Genomic DNA, 18,133 nt, shown 5'->3' with positions numbered 1-18,133 from the left:
GGGGCGCGGGGCTGTATCGACATGCGGCTCCGCCGCGTGGGCGCGACCAGCCACAACGGACCGGTTGCCGCAAACGCTCCGCGCCCCGCAAACGCCTAGGCGCCGATCACGAATCCAGCCCAATGGCAAACGCAGCCTCGAGGTCATGCTGCGAGTACGTCCGGAAAGCGACATGCGTGTCCGTCGCCTCGACCCCGGGGATCTTGCTGATACTGCCGGGAATCACGTCAGCAAGATCCTCGTGCTGCTTCACCCGCACCATGGCGATCAGGTCATACGTACCGGTGACGGAAAAGACTTCACTCACGCTCTCCAGCGAAGCGATCCGCTCCGCGATCTCGGGGATCCGGTCCACGCTGGTCTTGATGAGGACGATCGCGGTGATCACGGCTGGTTCTCTCCCTCGGGGGCCGGAGCTGGGGCGGATCTCACTCTAGTCGTACGGCCGAATCGGACCCAGGCGTAGACGAAGCCCAGGCCGAAGCCCACCAGGTGGGCCAGATAGGCCACCCCCGGTCCCGTCGCCGCATGCCCGGCCGCCAGCCACTGCAGGGCCGCCCAGAAGGGCAGCACGATCCATGCGGGGAAGCGCAGGGGGAGGAAGAACAGGAACGGCAGAAGGCTGGTCACCCTGGCCCCGGGGAACAGGTACAGGAAAGCGCCCAGTACCGCCGAGATCGCCCCGGAGGCGCCGACCAGGGACTGCTGGGACGTCGAATTGGCCGCCGCGTACCCCAGCAGCGCGAGGTAGCCGCAGCCGACGTAGAAGAGCGTGAACTGGACGCGGCCCATCCGTTCCTCGGTCATCACCCCGAAGACGTAGAGGAAGAGCATGTTGCCGAGCAGGTGCACCCAGCTGCCATGGACGAACAGGGCCGTGGCGGGGGTCAGGGCGGCCCTGGGGGAGCCCTGGAACAGCTCGGCCGGGACCACGCCCCAGCGGTGGAAATAGGCGCGCTGGGCGGCGAGCAGCGTGTCGCCGGAGCCGTGGACCGGATTGAGACCCGCCGCCGGGCCGGTCACGAAGAGCAGGCAGCACAGGGTGATCAGCGTGTATGTCATGGGCGCCGAAGGGCGCCGGATCGCTCTGCCGACGGTCGCGCTCCACTTGCCGATCATGAACACAGAGCATGACGTAACGGGACGCAGTCGCACAGACCGCCTCGCCGCCGTGGACGGGCGGGCGGCGAGTCCGCACCAGGCCGTAGGGTTACGAGCCACACGGCCCGGGAAGCTGGGGCGTCACTGACAATAGAAGGCCTAGAAGGAAAGAGCACAGGCACGATGACGGTTCCCCTGCCGACCGCCACGACGCGGTGGCGCTGCACCCTCTGCGGCAACCTCACGCGTTTCGACGTGACCCGCTCGTCGAAGGTCGTCGAGTACGTCCACCTCGATCTGGCCGGTGAGCCCAAGGTCGAGGAGCGCGAGGTGGTCAGTGAGACCATCGAGTCGGTGCGCTGCCGGTGGTGCAACGCGGTGGATCAGGTGGAACTCGTGGACAGGCCGGGCGCCGACTCCTGAGCGGAGCGGCCCCACAGGTAATGGGGTGTGACGGATGGTGGAGACCACAGGCGGGGGGCCGGGCGACGGCACCGCCGAGGTGCTTGACCGTCCGCTGCCCGACGGAGTGCGCCGCAGGGTCGTCCAGATCGTCTCGGACGGCTTCGGCAGGCTGACCGTCGCCGAACTGCCCTCACAGCTCAAGCAGTACGCCCGTTTCGCACCGAACCGGCGGGCCAAGTTCGCCGGCAACGCGATGGCGGCCGCACTGGAGACCGATCCGCTGTTCCGGCAGCGCATCGGGGAGAAACTGAGAGAGGCCCAGCCGGAACTCGCCGGCGCTCTCGACTCCGGCTCGCCGACCCCGGCCGCGGATCCGCTCGACGTGGCGGCCGCGGCCTATGTTCTGCGGCCCACGGGCTGGGTGAAGCTCGTGACCGCGGCCGGCGAGGAGGCCCAGCGGGCCGACGCCGAGCGCGCCGACGAGGAGAGCCGGGCCGAGCTGGAGCGGCTGCGCGAGGAACTCGACCGGGCCCGTGAGCAGACCCGGGCCGACACCGAGCGGCTGCGCGGCGAGCTGGACGCCGCCAAGAAGGAGGCCGACTCGCTGCACCGCAAGCTGCGTGCGGCCCTCAGTGACGTGAAGCGGGGCGAGGCCGCCCTGCGCAAGATCCAGGGCGAGATCGAGGCCGTACGCGCCGAGGCGCAGACACAGGTGTCCGCCGCCGAGAGCGAGTCCCGGCGTCTGAAGTCGCGGCTCGGCGAGGCGGAGGCCGCCCTGGAGGCCACGCGCAAAGCAGCGCGCGAGGGGCGCAGTGTCGAGGACATGCGCGTGCGCCTGCTTCTGGACACCGTCCTGGACGCGGCCCAGGGGCTGCGCCGGGAGCTGGCGCTACCGCCCGTGTCCGTACGGCCGGCGGAGACCGTCGATGCGGTCGAACCGGGACGAATGACCCCGAAGGACATCGCCGCGCGCGCCTTGTCCGAACACGACCCCGCGATCCTGGACCAGCTGCTGGAGCTGCCGCAGGCGCATCTGGTCGTCGACGGTTACAACGTCACCAAAACGGGTTATCCCCAAATGCCTCTGGAGAAGCAGCGGTTGAGGCTCCTCGGTCAGCTCTCGCAACTCGCCGCACAGACCGGCGCCGAGGTCACCTGCGTCTTCGACGGGGCCGAGCTGGCCGCCCCGGTGCTGCTCGCGCCGCCGCGCGGAGTGCGGGTGCTGTTCTCCAAACCGGGCGTCACCGCGGACGAGTTGATCCGCCAGCTGGTGCGGGCGGAGCCGCCCGGGAGGCCGGTCATCGTCGCCTCCACGGACCGCGAGGTGGCCGACGGAGTGGCGCGCGCGGGCGCGCGCCCGGTCGCTTCGGCGATGCTCCTGAAGCGCCTGTCCTGAGCCGTTTCCGGGCTGCTGTCCCGAAGGTCAACCTTCCAGGTTCAATGCCCGAATTGGCGGAATCGTCACGCAACGTAGCGTCAACCTGGCGTCACCGCACGTGGGTTATGTGCAAAGAATGCATTGCGTCACTAAGATTTTTCACGCGAGGATTTGATCTGATCACAGGAAGGTCACTAGGGTCTGGCCTCGAACCTCCGAACGGGTGATCACTCACATGAAGGAGCCCGCGTCCGTGGCGTCCCACCGTCGACCGAAGCAGCCGAGCCGGGCTCGAGTGACCGTACTCACCACCGCCGCTGCTGCCGCCGTTGCCATCAGCGCCCAGGCCGCGAACGCCGCGCCGAGCGAGAAGCCGTCCAAGGACGAGGTCAAGGCGAAGGTCGACAAGCTGTACGAGGCGGCCGAGCAGGCCACCGAGAAGTACAACGGCGCCAAGGAGAAGCAGGAGAAGCTCCAGAAGGAGATCTCCACCATCCAGGACAACGTCGCCCGCGGCCAGGAGGAGCTCAACGGGCTGCGTGACTCCATGGGCCTGGCGGCCGCCGCGCAGTACCGCACCGGCAGCATCGACTCCTCCCTCCAGCTCTTCCTGTCGTCGAACCCCGACGACTACCTGGACAAGGCGTCCACCGCCGACCAGCTCAGCGCCCAGCAGGTCGAGGCGCTGAAGAAGATCCAGGAGAAGCAGCGCGAACTCGCCCAGGAGCGCGCCGAGGCCTCCGACAAGCTCAAGGACCTCGCTTCCACCCGCACCGAACTGGGCAAGAAGAAGCAGGACATCCAGGGCAAGCTCGCCGAGGCGCAGAAGCTGCTCAACTCGCTGACGGCCGCGGAGCGCGCGGCGCTCGCCGCCGCCGACGCCCGTGCCAGCCGCTCCTCCGCCAGCCGCGTGGACCTCGGCAACTCGACCGCCGCCAACGGCCGGGCCGCCGCCGCCTTCCAGGCCGCCCAGACCCAGCTCGGCAAGCCGTACGTCTACGGCGCCACCGGCACCGCCTCCTACGACTGCTCGGGCCTGACCTCCTGGGCCTACGCCCAGGCCGGCGTCTCGATACCGCGCACCTCGCAGGCGCAGGCCAACTTCGGTACGCGGATCTACTCCGAGAGCCAGCTCAGGGTCGGCGACCTCGTCATCTTCTACGGCGACCTGCACCACGTCGGCCTCTACGCGGGCAACGGCCAGGTGATCCACGCCCCGCGCACCGGCACCGTCGTGCGCTACGAGGCGATCAGCGACATGCCGTTCCAGTTCGGCGTCCGGATCTGACACGCGCCCCCCCGGGGATTCCGTTTCAAGATCAGGACACCGTGCCGCCCGAACGGGCGAATTACCTGAACCCGCACTGACCCCACGCCCCGCCGATGACCTGCGTCAGAGGCGGGGCGTCACGTTGCGTTGCCACGGAGGTCTTTGGCCGCTGCCCCACCGCGGGGCTACTGTCTGCCGCGTTTCCCTGCTGCGGCGGGGAGGCAGTCCTTGTCGCCAGCGGAAGGAGTGCGGCTTCCCGTGGGGTCTCATCGCCGCCTTGTACCGACGTCCGGGTTCAACCGGGGCGCCGGCACCGCCCTTTGTGTGCTGTCCGCCGCGGCCTCCGCCCTCGGCGCCGTCCCGGCCGACGCCGCTCCGCACGACCACACCCGGGCCGAGGTGGACCGCCTCTACACGGAGGCCGAGAAGGAGACCGAGGCCTACAACAAGGCCGACGAGCACGCCGACACACTGCGCCGGCAGGTGAGCGACGCGCAGGACCTGATCGCCCGGCAGCAGGACCGCATCAACAGCATGCGGGAGTCGCTCGGTTCGCTGGCCGGCGCCCAGTACCGCTCCGGTGGCCTGGATCCGACCCTCGCCCTGCTCTTCTCCGACAATCCCGCCGACTACCTCGACAAGGCCTCCGTGCTCGACCGGATCACCGCCGAGCAGACCGGCGAACTCAAGGACCTCCAGTCCGCGATGCGCAACGTCGCCCAGGAGCGCGCCGAGGCGGTCGGCAAGCTCGCCGAGCTGGAGAAGAGCCGCAAGTCCGTCGCCGTCCACAAGAAGATCGTCGAGCGGAAGCTCGCCGAGGCGCGCCGGCTGCTCAACTCCCTGCCGTACGAGGAGCGTGCCGCCTACGACCGCGCCTCCCGGGACGACCGCGGCGACCTCTTCCCCGACTTCGGCAGCGCCCTCCCGGCCTCGGCCCGCGCGGCCGCCGCGATGGCCGCCGCCCGCTCCGCGCTCGGCATGCCGTACGTCTGGGGCGCCACCGGCCCCTACGGCTTCGACTGTTCGGGCCTGATGCAGTGGTCGTACGCGCAGGCCGGAGTCCAGCTGCCGCGCACCTCGCAGGAGCAGGCGTACGCCGGCCGGCAGATCCCGCTCTCCGAGGCGCGCCCCGGCGACCTGGTCATCTACCGGTCCGACGCCAGCCATGTCGGGATGTACATGGGCAACGGCCAGGTGATCCACGCCCCCTACCCCGGCGCGCCCGTGCGCTACGACCCGGTGGACATGCTGCCGGTGTCCTCCGTCACGAGGGTCTGACCAACCGCCCTGTCGGCCTTACGATCGGAAAGTGGCTGGTCGTGGGCGGGCGTCGAGATTCTCCGTGGTGGCGCTGGTGCTGCTGCTCGTCTCTCTGGTGGCGTGCGGCGGGCAGTCCGCCGGCGGCAGCGCCAAGGTCGATCTGCAGCGGGTCCTCGACCGGCGGTCCACCGCCGTCCTCGACCGCGACCGGGCGGCCTTCCTGAAGACGGGCGCGCTGAGCTGGTTCGAGAACCTGCGCGGGGTGCCGCTGGCGGCCTGGGCGTACCGCGTCACCGCCCTGCACCGCACCGGCGACGAGGCCACCGCCGACGCCGAACTGCGCTACCGCATCGAGGGATACGACAACGCACCCGTCACCGTCGGCCGCACCCTGACCCTCTCCCGGGAGACCGACGGGCAGTGGCACGTGGACGCGGACACGCCCGCCAAGAAGTCCGCCCAGCAGCTGTGGGACCAGGGCGAGGTGACCGTCGTACGCGGCAGCCACAGCATCGTGCTCGGCACCGGACAGTCCAGCGAGGCGCTGCACTCGTACGCGGACCTCGCGGACCGTGCGGTGCCGGCCGTGTCCGGGGCCTGGGGCACCCACTGGAGCGGGCATGTGGTGGTGCTCGTACCGGGATCGGTGGAGGGCATGGCGGGGCTGCTCGGCTCGCCCGCCTCCCAGTACCGCGGGATCGCGGCGGTCACCACGGGCGAGGTGGGCGGCCCGCCGACCGCGCCCGCGGACCGCATCATCGTCAACCCGGACGCGTACGCCCTCCTCGGCCCGCTGGGCAAGCAGGTCGTGCTCACCCACGAGACCACCCATGTCGCGACCCGGGCCCACACCAACGCCGCCACCCCGCTGTGGCTGTCCGAGGGGTACGCCGACTGGATCGGCTACCTCGGCACCGGCCGCACCCCGGCCGAGGCCGCGCCCGAGCTGGCACGCGCGGTCACCGAGGGGCGGGCGCCGGAACACCTGCCCAGCGACAAGGACTTCGGCTTCAGCGGCGCCGCGACGAAGCTGGCGCAGGCCTACGAGGGCGGCTGGATGGCCTGCCGGCTGATCGCGCAGCAGTGGGGGCTGGAGCGGCTCGGGCAGTTCTACCGGGCGGTCGGCGACCATCAGCAGCGGGCGGGCTCGGTCGAGGGAGCGATGAAGAAGGTGCTCGGGACGACGCCGGAGAAGTTCACCGGGCAGTGGCGGGACTATCTCCGGGCTCAACTCGGCTGATCCAGCCGGGCGACGGCCTCCCTGAGCCAGGCACGCTCGGCCTCGCCCGTGGCCCGCGCGACCCGCAGCATGCCCTGCCGGAAACAGGTCGTCCGCCTCCTCCGCGCGCACGGGTTTTCAGGCGTCGTAGAAGAAGCTCGAGGGCGTCTCGAGGAACTCCAGGCGGCGGCGGAGTACCGCGGACTGTTCACGGGGGTCCGGCAGGTACCGCAGGAAGGCCAGGACCGTGTTGAAGCGGACCTGGTCCGTCCATCGGGCGGCAGGCGATGCTCGTGTCCGGCACGGTCGGGCTCGGGGCGGCCGCGGCCCTGTTCGTCACCGCCCACTGGATCATGGCCGCCTTCGGCGCGGGACCCGGCGTCGCCCACGCCGGTGTTCTGTTCCCGCGCTGCATCGGGCCCTACCTGCTCCTGATGGCCTGCTTCATCGCGCTCGGCGGGGTCTTCGAGGGAGCGAGGGAGCGCCGGTGCTGCTGCGGGTGACGCTGCTCGGCACCGTGGTCCAACTCCCGCCGGCGTACGGCCTGTCGGGGCTCGGCCTGCCATGGGTGTGCCTGGCGCCGGCGCTCGCCATGGCGGTGCAGTGTGTGGCGGTGGCGGTGTTGTTCCGGCGGGCCCGGCGTCAGGGAGAGGTCGAGGTCTCCCTGGTGCGGGTCGCCTGAGTGGGGAGGGGCGGTACGGGCTCGCGGGAGACCGTCGACTGCCACAGTTCCACGGCCCCGAGCAGGGCGGCGATGACCAGCAGGCCGTTGCGGACGACGAGGAGGCTGACGCCGAGGGTGTCGCTCATGACGACGTGCTGGAACCAGAGGGGGAACTCCAGCACCGTCACGAAGGCGGCCGCGAGGACCAGAGCCACGGGCACCTTCATCCGGCTGCTCCGGAAGCACAGGCAGACGGCCGCCAGACCGACCAGCCACACCATGTACTGCGGGCTGATCACCCGGCTGGTGACCGTGAACATCAGCACCGCCACGAAGGCCGCGTCGGCGAGCGTGTTCGGCAGGAACCGCGTCGCCATCAGCCGCCACAGCAGCAGCCAGCCGAACGCGACGCCCGTCAGGAACAGGGCGACAGAGCTGACCAGGCCGACATACGGGCCGAGGAACTCGATCGAGCCGTAGTTGAGCAGCACCTGGCCGTTCCAGCCGAACTGCCGGGCGATGTGGAAGACGAGGGAGCCCAGCGACTCCACCTCGGTGCCGCGGTTGCGCTGGAAGGTCAGAAAGGCGAACGCGCCGGGCATGGTCACCGAGAACAGCGCCGCCAGCGCGGCCACGGTCGCCACCGCCCACGCCCAGGTGCCGCGCTTGCGGGCGCCGAGCAGCAGCAGCGCCGGCCATACCTTCAGCATCGCCCCGAAGCCCACGAGCATCCCCATCACGCGCGGATGCCGGGCGCCGGCGAGCAGCCCGGCCACGGCCACCGCGGTGACCATCACGTCGTAGCGCGCGTACACGGTCGGCCCGAGCAGCGGTACGCCCAGCACCCACACCCAGGCGCCGCGCACGGTCTTGCCGGGGCGCAGTCCCGCGTACAGGAGCAGCGTCAGGACGACCAGGTCCGCCAGGAACGCGAGGACGAAGAAGGCGGTCGCATAGTCGAGGAAGCCCAGCAGCGCGGGGGAGAGTATCGGGAGCGCGGCGGCCGGCGGGTACTGCCAGGTGACGTCGTCCAGCGGGAAGGTGCCGTGGCGCAGGGTCTCGTACCAGCCCTGGTAGATCACGGACACGTCGGTCGTGACGTCCGGGCCGGGGAAGACGAACACCTTGAGGACGAACAGCAGCAGCACGAGCCTGGTCAGGCCCCAGGTCACCAGCAGTCCCGCGAGGGAGCGCCTTCCGCCCGCAATGTCCACCGGAGCCCCGTTTCAGTCCGCTTCCCGTTCCGGTCTTGAGGGGAACATGATGTCCTGCGCAGCTGTGTGCTTGCCATAAACGTGGCCGTGCCGAGCTGTGCGGGCCCGTTGGATAAGGTCGGCGGCGATGCACAAGACCCTGATCGTGACGAACGACTTCCCGCCCCGCCCGGGCGGTATCCAGGCGTTCCTGCACAACATGGCACTGCGCCTCGACCCCGAGCGTCTCGTCGTCTACGCGTCCACCTGGAAGCGCAGCAAGGAGGGGATCGAGGCTACGGCCGCCTTCGACGCCGAGCAGCCCTTCACCGTCGTACGCGACGCCACGACGATGCTGCTGCCCACGCCGGGCGCGACCCGGCGGGCGGTCGGGCTGCTGCGTGAGCACGGGTGTACGTCGGTATGGTTCGGGGCGGCGGCGCCGCTCGGTCTGATGGCCCCGGCACTCAGGAAAGCCGGTGCCCAGCGGCTGGTGGCCACGACCCACGGGCACGAGGCCGGGTGGGCCCAGCTGCCCGCCGCGCGGCAGCTGCTGCGCCGGATCGGGGAGTCGACGGACACGATCACCTACCTCGGGGAGTACACGCGCTCGCGGATCGCCGCCGCGCTGACACCGGAGGCGGCCGGTCGGATGGTGCAGCTGCCGCCGGGCGTCGACGAGAAGACCTTCCATCCGGAGTCGGGCGGCGACGCGGTCCGGGCGCGGCTCGGCCTGACGGACCGGCCGGTGGTCGTGTGCGTGTCCCGGCTGGTGCCGCGCAAGGGCCAGGACACCCTCATCCTTGCCATGCCCCGCATCCTGGCCGCCGAGCCGGACGCGGTGCTGCTGATCGTCGGCGGCGGCCCGTACGAGATGGACCTGCGCAAGCTGGCGCAGGACACCGGGGTCGCCGACTCCGTGCACTTCACGGGCGCCGTGCCCTGGTCCGAGCTGCCCGCCCACTACGGCGCCGGGGACGTCTTCGCGATGCCGTGCCGGACGCGGCGGGGCGGCCTCGACGTGGAGGGCCTCGGCATCGTCTACCTGGAGGCCTCCGCCACCGGCCTGCCGGTCGTGGCGGGCGACTCGGGCGGCGCCCCCGACGCCGTACTGGATGGGGAGACCGGGTGGGTGGTGCGGGGCGGCTCCGCCGAGGAGGCAGCCGACCGGATCGTGGTGCTTCTCGGGGACGCGGAACTGCGGCGCAGGATGGGGGAGCGGGGCCGGGAGTGGGTCGAGGAAAGATGGCGGTGGGATCTGTTGGCGGAGCGACTGAAGGAGCTCCTGTAGGACCGCGCCCCAAAGGGGCGCGGGGCTGTATCGATATGCGGCTCCGCCGCGTGGGCGCGATCAACCACATACGGCCCGCAGTCGCCAGACTGAGCACGAGGCACCCCGGTAGGCGCCCCAAAACCGGCGGATCCTATTGGCGGAACCGAATAATCCGCACATGCTGCGCGCATGACAGCAAACCTGATGCAGCGTCAGCTGACGAGACGTCAAATCCTGGGCATGGTTGCCCTGCAGACGGCGGCCGCGGCCGGCCTGACCCGTATCGGCCTCCAGTCCGCCCACGCGGCCGAGCCCGACGCAGTCGAATCCTCCCCCGCCATCGTGGTCGGTTCCGGCTACGGCGGCGCCGTCGCCGCCCTCCGCCTCGGCCAGGCCGGCATCCGCACCGTCGTCCTCGAGATGGGCCGCCTCTGGAACGCCCCCGGCTCCGACGGCAAGGTCTTCTGCAACACCGCCAACCCGGACCAGCGCTCCATGTGGTTCCGCAGCCGCACCGAGGCGCCCCTGGCCACGTTCCTGTGGCTGGACGTCGTCAACAAGAACATCACCCCGTATCCCGGCGCCCTGGACCGCGTGCACTTCGACAACATGTCCGTGTACGTCGGGCGCGGAGTCGGCGGCGGCTCGCTGGTCAACGGCGGCATGGCGGTCACCCCGCTCCAGTCGTACTTCGCCGAGCAGTTCCCCACCGTGGACGCGGCCGAGATGTACAACACGTACTTCCCGCGCGCCCGTTCCATGCTGGGCGTCAACACCGTCGACCCCACGTGGTTCGAGTCGACCGAGTGGTACCAGTTCACCCGGACCTCCCGTAAGGCCGCGGCCAACACCGGCCTGAAGACCACCTTCGTGCCCAACGTCTACGACTTCGACTACATGCAGCGCGAGGCGGCCGGTACGGCGACCAAGTCCGCGCTCGCGCAGGAGGTCATCTACGGCAACAACTACGGCAAGCGGAGCCTCGACAAGACGTACCTGGCCTCCGCGCTCGGCACCGGGAACGTCACCATCCACACCCTGGAGCGGGTCAAGGCCGTCAGTCGGGCGAGCGACGGGAGCTGGACCCTGACCGCCGACCGGATCGACAACACCGGCGCGGTCGTCGAGACCAAGCAGTACAGCTGCACGTACCTCTTCCTCGGCGGCGGCAGCCTCGGCACCACCGAACTCCTCGTCCGGGCAAGGGAGACGGGCACCCTGCCCGCGCTGGACGCCAGCGTCGGCGCCGGCTGGGGGACCAACGGCAACACCATGCTCGGACGCGCCAACCACATCTGGGACACCACCGGTGCCAACCAGTCGACCATGCCGGTCATGGGCATCGACGACTGGGCCAACACCGACAACCCGGTCTTCGCGGAGATCGCCCCGCTGCCCATCGGGTTCGAGACCTGGGTCAGCCTGTACCTGGCGATCACCAAGAACCCCGAGCGGGCGAGGTTCAGCTACGACTCGGCGAGCGACGGGGTCAAGCTCGGCTGGAGCGCCGCCCAGAGCGCAGTCTCCGTCGCCATGGCCAAGAAGCTGTTCGACCGGATCAACTCGGCCAACGCCACGATCTACCGCTACGACCTGTTCGGCTCGTCGAGCAAGATCTTCGCCGACGACTTCTGCTACCACCCGCTGGGCGGCTGCGTGCTCGGCAGGGCGACCGACAACTACGGCCGGGTGAAGGGGTATTCGAAGCTGTACGTCACCGATGGCTCGCTCGTGCCCGGGTCGATCGGCGTGAACCCGTTCGTGACGATCACCGCGCTCGCCGAACGGACGATGGCGCGGGTCCTCGCCGAGGACACCGCGCCATGACGATCCGTCAAGGGGCCCGCTACTTCGCGTAGATGGCCTCGATCTCGGCCGCGTAGTCCTTCGCCACCACATTGCGCTTGAGCTTCAGGGACGGCGTGAGGTGGCCCGACTCCTCCGTGAACTGGGAGGACAGAATGCGGAACTTCCGCACCGATTCCGCCTTCGACACCGCGGCGTTGCCGTCGTCGATTGCCGACTGGATCGCGGCCTGCAGGTCCGCGTCCTCGCGCAGCGACGCCGCGGTGGAGCCCGCCGGCTTGCCGTGCTCGTCGGCCCAGCGGCCCAGGAACTCCTCGTCGATGGTGACCAGCGCGCCCACGAACGGCCGCCCGTCGCCCACCACCATGCACTCGGCCACCAGCGCATGCGCCCGGATGCGGTCCTCGATCACGGCCGGGGCGACGTTCTTGCCGCCCGCGGTGACGATGATCTCCTTCTTGCGGCCGGTGATCCTGAGGTAGCCGTCCTCGTCGAGGGTGCCGATGTCACCGGTGTGGAACCAGCCGTCGGCCAGCGCCTCCGCGGTCGCCGCCTCGTTGTTCCAGTACCCCTTGAACAGGTGCTCGCCGTGCAGCAGCACCTCGCCGTCGTCCGCGATACGGATCACCGAACCGGGCAGCGGCTGCCCGACCGTACCGATCTTCTGGCGGTCCCAGGGGTTGAAGGCGGTGGCGGCACAGGACTCGGTCAGGCCGTAGCCCTCCAGGACCGAGAAGCCGATGCCGCGGAAGAAGTGGCCCAGGCGCTCGCCCAGCGGGGCGCCGCCGGAGATGGCGTACTCGCCGCGGCCGCCGAGCACCGCGCGCAGCTTGCTGTAGACGAGCTTGTCGAACGTCTTGTACTTGATCTTCAGACCGAGCGACGGGCCCGCCGGGGTGTCCAGCGCGCGGCTGTACGCGATCGCCGTGTCCGCCGCCTTGTCGAAGATCTTGCCCTTGCCGTCCGCCTGCGCCTTGGCGCGTGCGCTGTTGTACACCTTCTCGAAGACGCGCGGCACACCGAGGATCAACGTCGGCCGGAAGGAGGCCAGTTCGTCGGTGAGGTTCTTGATGTCCGGGACCAGGCCCAGCTTGATCGGCGCCATCATCGGCGCGATCTGCACCAGCCGGCCGAAGACGTGCGCGAGCGGCAGGAAGAGCAGCACGGAGCAGTCGCCGGTGCGGAACAGCGGGCGCAGCCGCTCCACGATGTTGCCGCACTCGGCGAAGAAGCTGCGGTGGGTGAGCACACAGCCCTTGGGGCGGCCTGTGGTGCCGGAGGTGTAGACGATCGTCGCCGGGTCGTCGGCCCGCGCCAGCGAGCTGCGGTCCTCGACCATCGCGTCAGTGACGTCCTTGCCGAGGTTGCCCAGCTCCTCGAGCGCGCCGGCCTCGATCTGCCACACGTGCTTGAGGGCGGGCAGCGACTCGCGCACCGACTCGACGGCGGCCGTGTGGTTGTCCAGCTCGACGATCATGGCGGTCGCGCCCGAGTCGGACAGGATCCACTGCACCTGCTCCGGCGAGCTGGTCTCGTACACCGGCACGGTGACCGCGCCCGCGCTCCAGATCGCGAAGTCCAGCAGCGTCCACTCGTAACGGGTGCGGGACATCAGGCCGACCCGGTCGCCGGGCTGGACGCCGGAGGCGATGAGCCCCTTGGCGGCCGCGTGCACCTCGGCCAGGAAGGTCGTGGCCGTCACGTCCTGCCACTGGCCGCCCACCTTGCGGGCGATCACGGCCACGTCGGGATGCTGCGCGGCGTTTCTACGGACGATGTCGGTGAGGTTGCCGTCCGCAGGGACCTCGTACAAAGCCGGAAGGCTGAACTCGCGCAAGACTGCTGCTCCTAATAAGGCGCCGGCGCCACGACGTTGTGTGATGCGACGGTGGGTCCAAGGCTCGGGCAGGTACTCAGAGATTCAGTGGTTGAAATACTGAGCACGACTGGACTGCCCGGACGTTACCCGCCGGTATGGCTTCTTCGACAGGGGGTCCCGGCGAGATGTTCGCTGCGTCACACAGGTTGGTGTTCCTACGCGTACGGTAGTCCACCCGCTAACTGACCGGCCAGTAACGGCAGGACCGGCCGCCACTGTTCACGTACACCCCACACGCTTACCCTTGATCGCCATGGCATCCACACCACCCGGCAACCGCAGGACGCGTGTCCATGTGGTCAGCGACGTGCACGGCAACGCCCGTGACCTGGCCCGAGCCGGCGAGGGTGCCGATGCCTTGATCTGCCTGGGCGACCTGGTCCTCTTTCTCGACTACGCCGACCACTCGCGCGGGATCTTCCCCGACCTGTTCGGCCAGGAGAACGCCGACCGCATCGTCGAGCTGCGCACCGCCCGCCGCTTCGAGGAGGCACGGGAGTTCGGGGCCCGGCTGTGGGGCGGCATCGGCGCGGACCGGGCCGCCGCGATCGAGCAGGCGGTGCGCAAGCAGTACGCCGAGATGTTCGCCGCGTTCCCGACACCGACGTACGCCACCTACGGCAACGTCGACATGCCGCCACTGTGGCCGGAGTACGCCGGTCCGGGGACGACCGTGCTCGACGGCGAGCGCGTGGAGATCGGCGGCCGCACCTTCGGCTTCGTCGGCGGCGGCCTCAAATCCCCCATGCGCACCCCGTACGAGATCAGCGACGAGGAGTACGCGGCGAAGATCGAGGCCGTGGGCGAGGTGGACGTGCTGTGCACACACATCCCGCCGGAGGTGCCCGAGCTGGTCTACGACACGGTGGCCCGCCGTTTCGAACGGGGCAGCCGTGCGCTGCTGGACGCGATCCGCCGCACCCGCCCCCGGTACGCGCTGTTCGGCCACGTCCACCAGCCGCTGGTGCGGCGGATGCGGATCGGGGTCACGGAGTGCGTGAACGTAGGGCACTTCGCGGGGACCGGGAAGCCCTGGGCGCTTGAATGGTGAATGAACGCAGGTGGGGGTGAAGGCGGGCGCTCACGTGCGCGGTAGCCTTCACGCTGCACACACGTGCGCACCACGACCTGAGTACCGGCCCGCATCTGGAGGAGCCACAGCGATGGCGGAACACACCAGCTCGAGCATCACGATCGAGGCGGCACCGGCCGACGTCATGGGGGTGATCGCAGACTTCGCCCGCTATCCGGACTGGACCGGCGAGGTGAAGGAGGCGGAGGTCCTCGAGACGGACACCCAGGGCCGCGCCGAGCAGGTCCGCCTCGTCATGGACGCGGGCGCGATCAAGGACGACCAGGTGCTGGCGTACACCTGGACCGGCGAGAACGAGGTCTCCTGGACCCTGGTCAAGTCGCAGATGCTGCGGTCGCTCGACGGCTCGTACATCTTGAAGGCGGCGGGTGCGGGGGCTACCGAGGTCACCTACCAGCTGACCGTGGACGTCAAGATTCCGATGCTGGGGATGATCAAGCGGAAGGCCGAGAAGGTCATTATCGACCGGGCGTTGGCGGGGCTGAAGAAGCGGGTGGAGTCGGGGGAGAAGTAGGGTTTCGCCGCGGGGGTGCCTGTGGGGCGCCGGGTGCGGGTTCGTTGTGGCTGGTCGCGCAGTTCCCCGCGCCCCTGAGGGGGTCTCGGTTACCGTTCAGCCTCATGCGCACCATCCTGATCACCGGTCCTGGCGGCAGCGGCCGTACCACAGTTGCTGCTGCCACCGCTCTGGCCGCCGCCCGCGACGGCATTCGGACTCTCGTTCTCAGCGCCGACCGCACGGACACCCTGGGTGCGGCCCTCGGCGCGACGACAGGCCCGGCGCCCACCCGCGTCGCCCCGAACCTCACCGCCTGGCGCCCAGACGCGACCGCCGGGTTCCGGGACGATCTCAGCGCCTTCCAGGAACGCGCAGCCAACGTCCTCGATCTTCTCGGCGCCTCCCGACTGGACGCCGAGGAGGTCACCCCCCTCCCCGGTGCCGAGGAGCTCACTCTCCTGCGTGCCCTCCGGGACGCGGCCCTCGCGGAGGCCCACGACCTCCTGGTCGTCGACCTCCCGCCGACCTCGCAGGCGCTCGCCCTCCTCGCCCTGCCCGAAGAGCTGCGCCGCTATCTGCGCCGACTGCTTCCGCCCGAGCGGCAGGCGGCCCGCGCCCTGCGTCCCGTTCTCGGGCGGCTGGCCGGTGTCCCCATGCCCTCGGAATGGCTGTACGAGACGGCCGCCCGCTGGGACACCGAGCTCGGCGCCGTCGAGGCGGTCCTCGCCGACCGGGACACCGTCGTACGGCTGGTCGCCGAACCGGGGCCGGCCGGGGCCGACGCCGTACGCTCCGCCGGGCTCGCCCTCGCCCTGCGCGGCCTGCGCCCCGACGCCCTGGTCGCCAACCGGGTGCTGCCCGAGGCCTCCGGCGGCTGGCTCTCCGGGCTCGTCGCCCAGCAGCGCAAGGTCCTGGAGGAGTGGCAGGAGTCGTACGGCATCCGGCCGGTCTCCCACCTCGGCCGCGACCCGCGCGGCACGGACGACCTCGCCGCGCTCGCCGTCCCCGGTGGCCTGGACGTCAACGACACGACCTCCACCGTCGAGTGGCCCGTCGTCGACCGGCTCGCCGACGACGGCGTGCTCGTCTGGCACATCCCCCTGCCCGGCGCCATACGCGACGACCTGGACCTCATCCGGCGCGGCGACGAACTCGTCGTCGCGGCAGGCCAGTTCCGCCGTATCGTCCCGCTTCCGTCCGCCCTGCGCCGCTGCACCGTGGACGGGGCCGCGCTGCGCGAGGGCGAGCTGCGCATCCGGTTCGTGCCCGACCCGGATCTGTGGCCGGAGAGGCCGTGAACCACGTACGCCCATTCGGGTAACGTCGTAGAGACGAACCGTAGTCAGGAGGTCGTCATGAGCGAAGAGCTCCCCCCGTCCGACGCCGGTCAGCACGAGGTGATCGACGAGGTGCGGGCGACCGACGCCGACGCCTGGGCGAAGGCGTGTGCCGAGGACCTCGCGGCGGAGAAGGCCCGCCGCCGCGCCGAGTACGGCCCGCCGCCGGGCTCGGCCGCCGAGGAACTGCGCAAGCTCGTCGATGCCGTCTCGGAGAAGCTGTCGTCGATCCAGTCGCCGCTGCTCGGCTCCGTCGCCGGACCGGCCGCCCAGCAGGTGGTGAAGCAGGTCGTCCAGCAGGCGAAGGCCGCGGTCGAGCCCGTCATCGAACGCAATCCGGACGTCTTCGACCACCTCGCGGCCGCGGGCAACGAACTGCTCGCCGCCTACCGCTCCGCGGTCCAGGCCCAGGAACAGCGCTGGACGACCCGCACGACGGACCTGCAGAAGGATCTCGACGAGCGCCGGGACGGCGACGAGGGCGGCACCGGACCTGGGCAACGCATCGACCTGGACTGACTCCTCCCCAGGACCCCTCCCTCACGCCCTTCCCCCGGCCCCGTCCGTTTCCCGCCTGCCCGCCGAGTGGACGCCGAGGCCTTGGCGCACGGGCCTCGGGTACGGTTGGCCGTAGCGGGGCTCGACCGAAACTGAGGGATTCATGGGACTCACCATCGGCGTCGATATCGGCGGCACGAAGATCGCGGCCGGCGTGGTCGATGAGGAAGGCAACATCCTCTCGACGCACAAGGTGCCGACCCCGGGCACGCCCGAGGCGATCGTGGATGCCATCGCCTCCGCCGTTGAGGGCGCACGCGCCGGGCACGAGATCGTCGGCGTGGGCATCGGTGCGGCCGGTTACGTCAACCGTCAGCGCTCGGAGGTCTACTTCGCGCCCAACATCGACTGGCGCAACGAGCCGCTGAAGGAGAAGGTCGAGGCCCGCGTGGGCCTGCCGGTCGTCGTGGAGAACGACGCCAACGCGGCCGCATGGGGCGAGTACAAGTTCGGCGCCGGCAAGGGCCACCGCAACGTCATCTGCATCACCCTCGGCACCGGCCTCGGCGGCGGCATCATCATCGGCAACAAGCTGCGCCGCGGGCACTACGGCGTGGCCGCCGAGTTCGGCCACATCCGCATGGTGCCGGACGGCCTGCTGTGCGGCTGCGGCAGCCAGGGCTGCTGGGAGCAGTACGCCTCCGGGCGCGCCCTCGTCAGATACGCCAAGCAGCGCGCCAACGCCACCCCCGAGGCCGCCGACATCCTCCTCGGCCTCGGCGACGGCAGCCCCGAAGGCATCGAGGGCAAGCACATCTCCATGGCCGCCCGCCAGGGCGACCCGGTCGCCGTCGACTCCTACCGCGAGCTCGCCCGCTGGGCCGGCGCGGGCCTCGCCGACCTGGCCTCCCTCTTCGACCCCTCCGCCTTCATCGTCGGCGGCGGCCTCTCGGACGAGGGCGAACTGGTCCTCGACCCGATCCGCAAGTCCTACAAGCGCTGGCTGGTCGGCGGCAACTGGCGCCCGGTGGCCGAGGTCATCGCCGCCCAGCTGGGCAACAAGGCGGGACTGGTCGGCGCGGCGGACCTGGCCCGAGAGCCGGACCCCATCATGTGAGGTTCGCCTTCCGAGGTGCGGTCACTGCACGCTTTCAGGGGCGCGGGGCTCTGTAAATATGCGGCTCCGCCGCGTGGGCGCGACAAGCCACGACGGACCGGCAGTCGCACACGAGCCTCGCGCCCCTGTCCATTGGGCGTAGAT

At 70.4% G+C, this 18,133-nt stretch carries 16 protein-coding genes and 2 pseudogenes; 13 read left to right on the top strand and 5 right to left on the bottom strand.

What is annotated here, in order from left to right:
• Positions 1 to 106 precede the first annotated feature (106 nt).
• Both ACFY10_RS02405 and ACFY10_RS02400 read right to left on the bottom strand, forming a co-directional pair.
• Positions 107 to 388: an Lrp/AsnC family transcriptional regulator gene (locus ACFY10_RS02405; RefSeq protein WP_099928230.1), complete on the bottom strand. Its 282-nt coding sequence runs from the start codon at positions 386 to 388 to the stop codon at positions 107 to 109.
• Positions 385 to 1,119: a rhomboid family intramembrane serine protease gene (locus ACFY10_RS02400; RefSeq protein WP_390663149.1), complete on the bottom strand. Its 735-nt coding sequence runs from the start codon at positions 1,117 to 1,119 to the stop codon at positions 385 to 387. Before ACFY10_RS02400 ends, ACFY10_RS02405 begins: the two co-directional genes overlap by 4 nt.
• 165 nt (positions 1,120 to 1,284) lie before the next feature.
• Here ACFY10_RS02400 and ACFY10_RS02395 point away from each other — a divergent pair, with 165 nt between their 5' ends.
• From ACFY10_RS02395 to ACFY10_RS02375, 5 genes are all read left to right on the top strand, one after another.
• A complete protein-coding gene (locus ACFY10_RS02395; protein WP_009309707.1) occupies positions 1,285 to 1,524 on the top strand; it encodes a hypothetical protein in 240 nt (79 codons plus the stop codon).
• Positions 1,525 to 1,558: 34 nt separating this feature from the next.
• Positions 1,559 to 2,902, top strand: coding sequence for an NYN domain-containing protein (locus tag ACFY10_RS02390; protein WP_390663148.1), 1,344 nt, complete (start codon positions 1,559 to 1,561; stop codon positions 2,900 to 2,902).
• A 235-nt stretch (positions 2,903 to 3,137) separates the two neighbouring features.
• On the top strand, positions 3,138 to 4,172 hold the full coding sequence (locus tag ACFY10_RS02385) for an NlpC/P60 family protein (RefSeq protein ID WP_390663147.1): 1,035 nt from the start codon (positions 3,138 to 3,140) through the stop codon (positions 4,170 to 4,172).
• A 240-nt stretch (positions 4,173 to 4,412) separates the two neighbouring features.
• On the top strand, positions 4,413 to 5,432 hold the full coding sequence (locus ACFY10_RS02380; RefSeq protein ID WP_390663146.1) for an NlpC/P60 family protein: 1,020 nt from the start codon (positions 4,413 to 4,415) through the stop codon (positions 5,430 to 5,432).
• Positions 5,433 to 5,463: 31 nt separating this feature from the next.
• Positions 5,464 to 6,654 carry a hypothetical protein gene (locus ACFY10_RS02375; protein ID WP_390663145.1) on the top strand — a complete coding sequence of 397 codons (1,191 nt, stop codon included), beginning with the start codon at positions 5,464 to 5,466 and terminating at the stop codon, positions 6,652 to 6,654.
• Here the strand turns inward: ACFY10_RS02375 and ACFY10_RS02370 are convergent.
• A pseudogene (locus ACFY10_RS02370) lies at positions 6,642 to 6,903 on the bottom strand (PadR family transcriptional regulator); the annotation flags it as partial. The gene ACFY10_RS02375 and the pseudogene ACFY10_RS02370 sit on opposite strands and share 13 nt — an antisense overlap.
• Here ACFY10_RS02370 and ACFY10_RS02365 point away from each other — a divergent pair.
• Positions 6,903 to 7,315 (top strand): annotated as a pseudogene (locus ACFY10_RS02365) (MATE family efflux transporter); the annotation flags it as partial. The pseudogenes ACFY10_RS02370 and ACFY10_RS02365 sit on opposite strands and share 1 nt — an antisense overlap.
• Here ACFY10_RS02365 and ACFY10_RS02360 read toward each other — a convergent pair.
• Positions 7,276 to 8,511 carry a glycosyltransferase 87 family protein gene (locus ACFY10_RS02360; protein ID WP_390663144.1) on the bottom strand — a complete coding sequence of 412 codons (1,236 nt, stop codon included), beginning with the start codon at positions 8,509 to 8,511 and terminating at the stop codon, positions 7,276 to 7,278. The pseudogene ACFY10_RS02365 and the gene ACFY10_RS02360 overlap by 40 nt on opposite strands.
• 127 nt (positions 8,512 to 8,638) lie before the next feature.
• Here ACFY10_RS02360 and ACFY10_RS02355 point away from each other — a divergent pair, with 127 nt between their 5' ends.
• Positions 8,639 to 9,781 (top strand): glycosyltransferase family 4 protein, encoded by a 1,143-nt coding sequence (locus ACFY10_RS02355; RefSeq protein ID WP_390663143.1) that lies wholly within the window; start codon positions 8,639 to 8,641, stop codon positions 9,779 to 9,781.
• A gap of 222 nt (positions 9,782 to 10,003) precedes the next feature.
• Positions 10,004 to 11,590 carry a GMC oxidoreductase gene (locus ACFY10_RS02350; protein WP_390664114.1) on the top strand — a complete coding sequence of 529 codons (1,587 nt, stop codon included), beginning with the start codon at positions 10,004 to 10,006 and terminating at the stop codon, positions 11,588 to 11,590.
• Positions 11,591 to 11,609: 19 nt separating this feature from the next.
• Here the strand turns inward: ACFY10_RS02350 and ACFY10_RS02345 are convergent, their stop codons facing one another.
• Positions 11,610 to 13,406, bottom strand: a complete 1,797-nt coding sequence (locus ACFY10_RS02345; protein WP_390663142.1) for an AMP-dependent synthetase/ligase — start codon at positions 13,404 to 13,406, stop codon at positions 11,610 to 11,612.
• A 337-nt stretch (positions 13,407 to 13,743) separates the two neighbouring features.
• Between ACFY10_RS02345 and ACFY10_RS02340 the strand changes: the two genes are divergently transcribed.
• The 5 genes from ACFY10_RS02340 to ACFY10_RS02320 all read left to right on the top strand — a co-directional run bounded on the left by ACFY10_RS02340 (position 13,744) and on the right by ACFY10_RS02320 (position 17,989).
• Complete coding sequence (locus tag ACFY10_RS02340; protein WP_390664113.1) at positions 13,744 to 14,499, top strand: metallophosphoesterase; 756 nt, start codon at positions 13,744 to 13,746, stop codon at positions 14,497 to 14,499.
• Positions 14,500 to 14,611: 112 nt separating this feature from the next.
• Complete coding sequence (locus ACFY10_RS02335) at positions 14,612 to 15,055, top strand: SRPBCC family protein (protein ID WP_390663141.1); 444 nt, start codon at positions 14,612 to 14,614, stop codon at positions 15,053 to 15,055.
• 104 nt (positions 15,056 to 15,159) lie between these two features.
• On the top strand, positions 15,160 to 16,335 hold the full coding sequence (locus ACFY10_RS02330; RefSeq protein WP_390663140.1) for an ArsA family ATPase: 1,176 nt from the start codon (positions 15,160 to 15,162) through the stop codon (positions 16,333 to 16,335).
• Between the two features lie 57 nt (positions 16,336 to 16,392).
• Positions 16,393 to 16,893 (top strand): DUF5304 domain-containing protein, encoded by a 501-nt coding sequence (locus tag ACFY10_RS02325; RefSeq protein WP_390663139.1) that lies wholly within the window; start codon positions 16,393 to 16,395, stop codon positions 16,891 to 16,893.
• Positions 16,894 to 17,035: 142 nt separating this feature from the next.
• Positions 17,036 to 17,989: an ROK family glucokinase gene (locus tag ACFY10_RS02320; RefSeq protein WP_390663138.1), complete on the top strand. Its 954-nt coding sequence runs from the start codon at positions 17,036 to 17,038 to the stop codon at positions 17,987 to 17,989.
• The last annotated feature ends 144 nt before the right edge of the window (positions 17,990 to 18,133 follow it).

This window comes from Streptomyces sp. NPDC001401, assembly GCF_042895385.1.
In the GTDB taxonomy this organism is placed as follows: Bacteria; Actinomycetota; Actinomycetes; order Streptomycetales; family Streptomycetaceae; genus Streptomyces.
This window is presented reverse-complemented; position numbering and strand designations above follow the sequence as displayed.

Bases quoted from the DNA above. Each gene is read 5' to 3' on its own strand.
- ACFY10_RS02400 (WP_390663149.1), bottom strand. From the start codon at position 1,119: ATGATCGGCAAGTGGAGCGCGACCGTCGGCAGAGCGATCCGGCGCCCT.
- ACFY10_RS02395 (WP_009309707.1), top strand. From the start codon at position 1,285: ATGACGGTTCCCCTGCCGACCGCCACGACGCGGTGGCGCTGCACCCTC.
- ACFY10_RS02390 (WP_390663148.1), top strand. From the start codon at position 1,559: ATGGTGGAGACCACAGGCGGGGGGCCGGGCGACGGCACCGCCGAGGTG.
- ACFY10_RS02355 (WP_390663143.1), top strand. From the start codon at position 8,639: ATGCACAAGACCCTGATCGTGACGAACGACTTCCCGCCCCGCCCGGGC.
- ACFY10_RS02350 (WP_390664114.1), top strand. From the start codon at position 10,004: ATGGTTGCCCTGCAGACGGCGGCCGCGGCCGGCCTGACCCGTATCGGC.
- ACFY10_RS02335 (WP_390663141.1), top strand. From the start codon at position 14,612: ATGGCGGAACACACCAGCTCGAGCATCACGATCGAGGCGGCACCGGCC.
- ACFY10_RS02330 (WP_390663140.1), top strand. From the start codon at position 15,160: ATGCGCACCATCCTGATCACCGGTCCTGGCGGCAGCGGCCGTACCACA.
- ACFY10_RS02325 (WP_390663139.1), top strand. From the start codon at position 16,393: ATGAGCGAAGAGCTCCCCCCGTCCGACGCCGGTCAGCACGAGGTGATC.
- ACFY10_RS02320 (WP_390663138.1), top strand. From the start codon at position 17,036: ATGGGACTCACCATCGGCGTCGATATCGGCGGCACGAAGATCGCGGCC.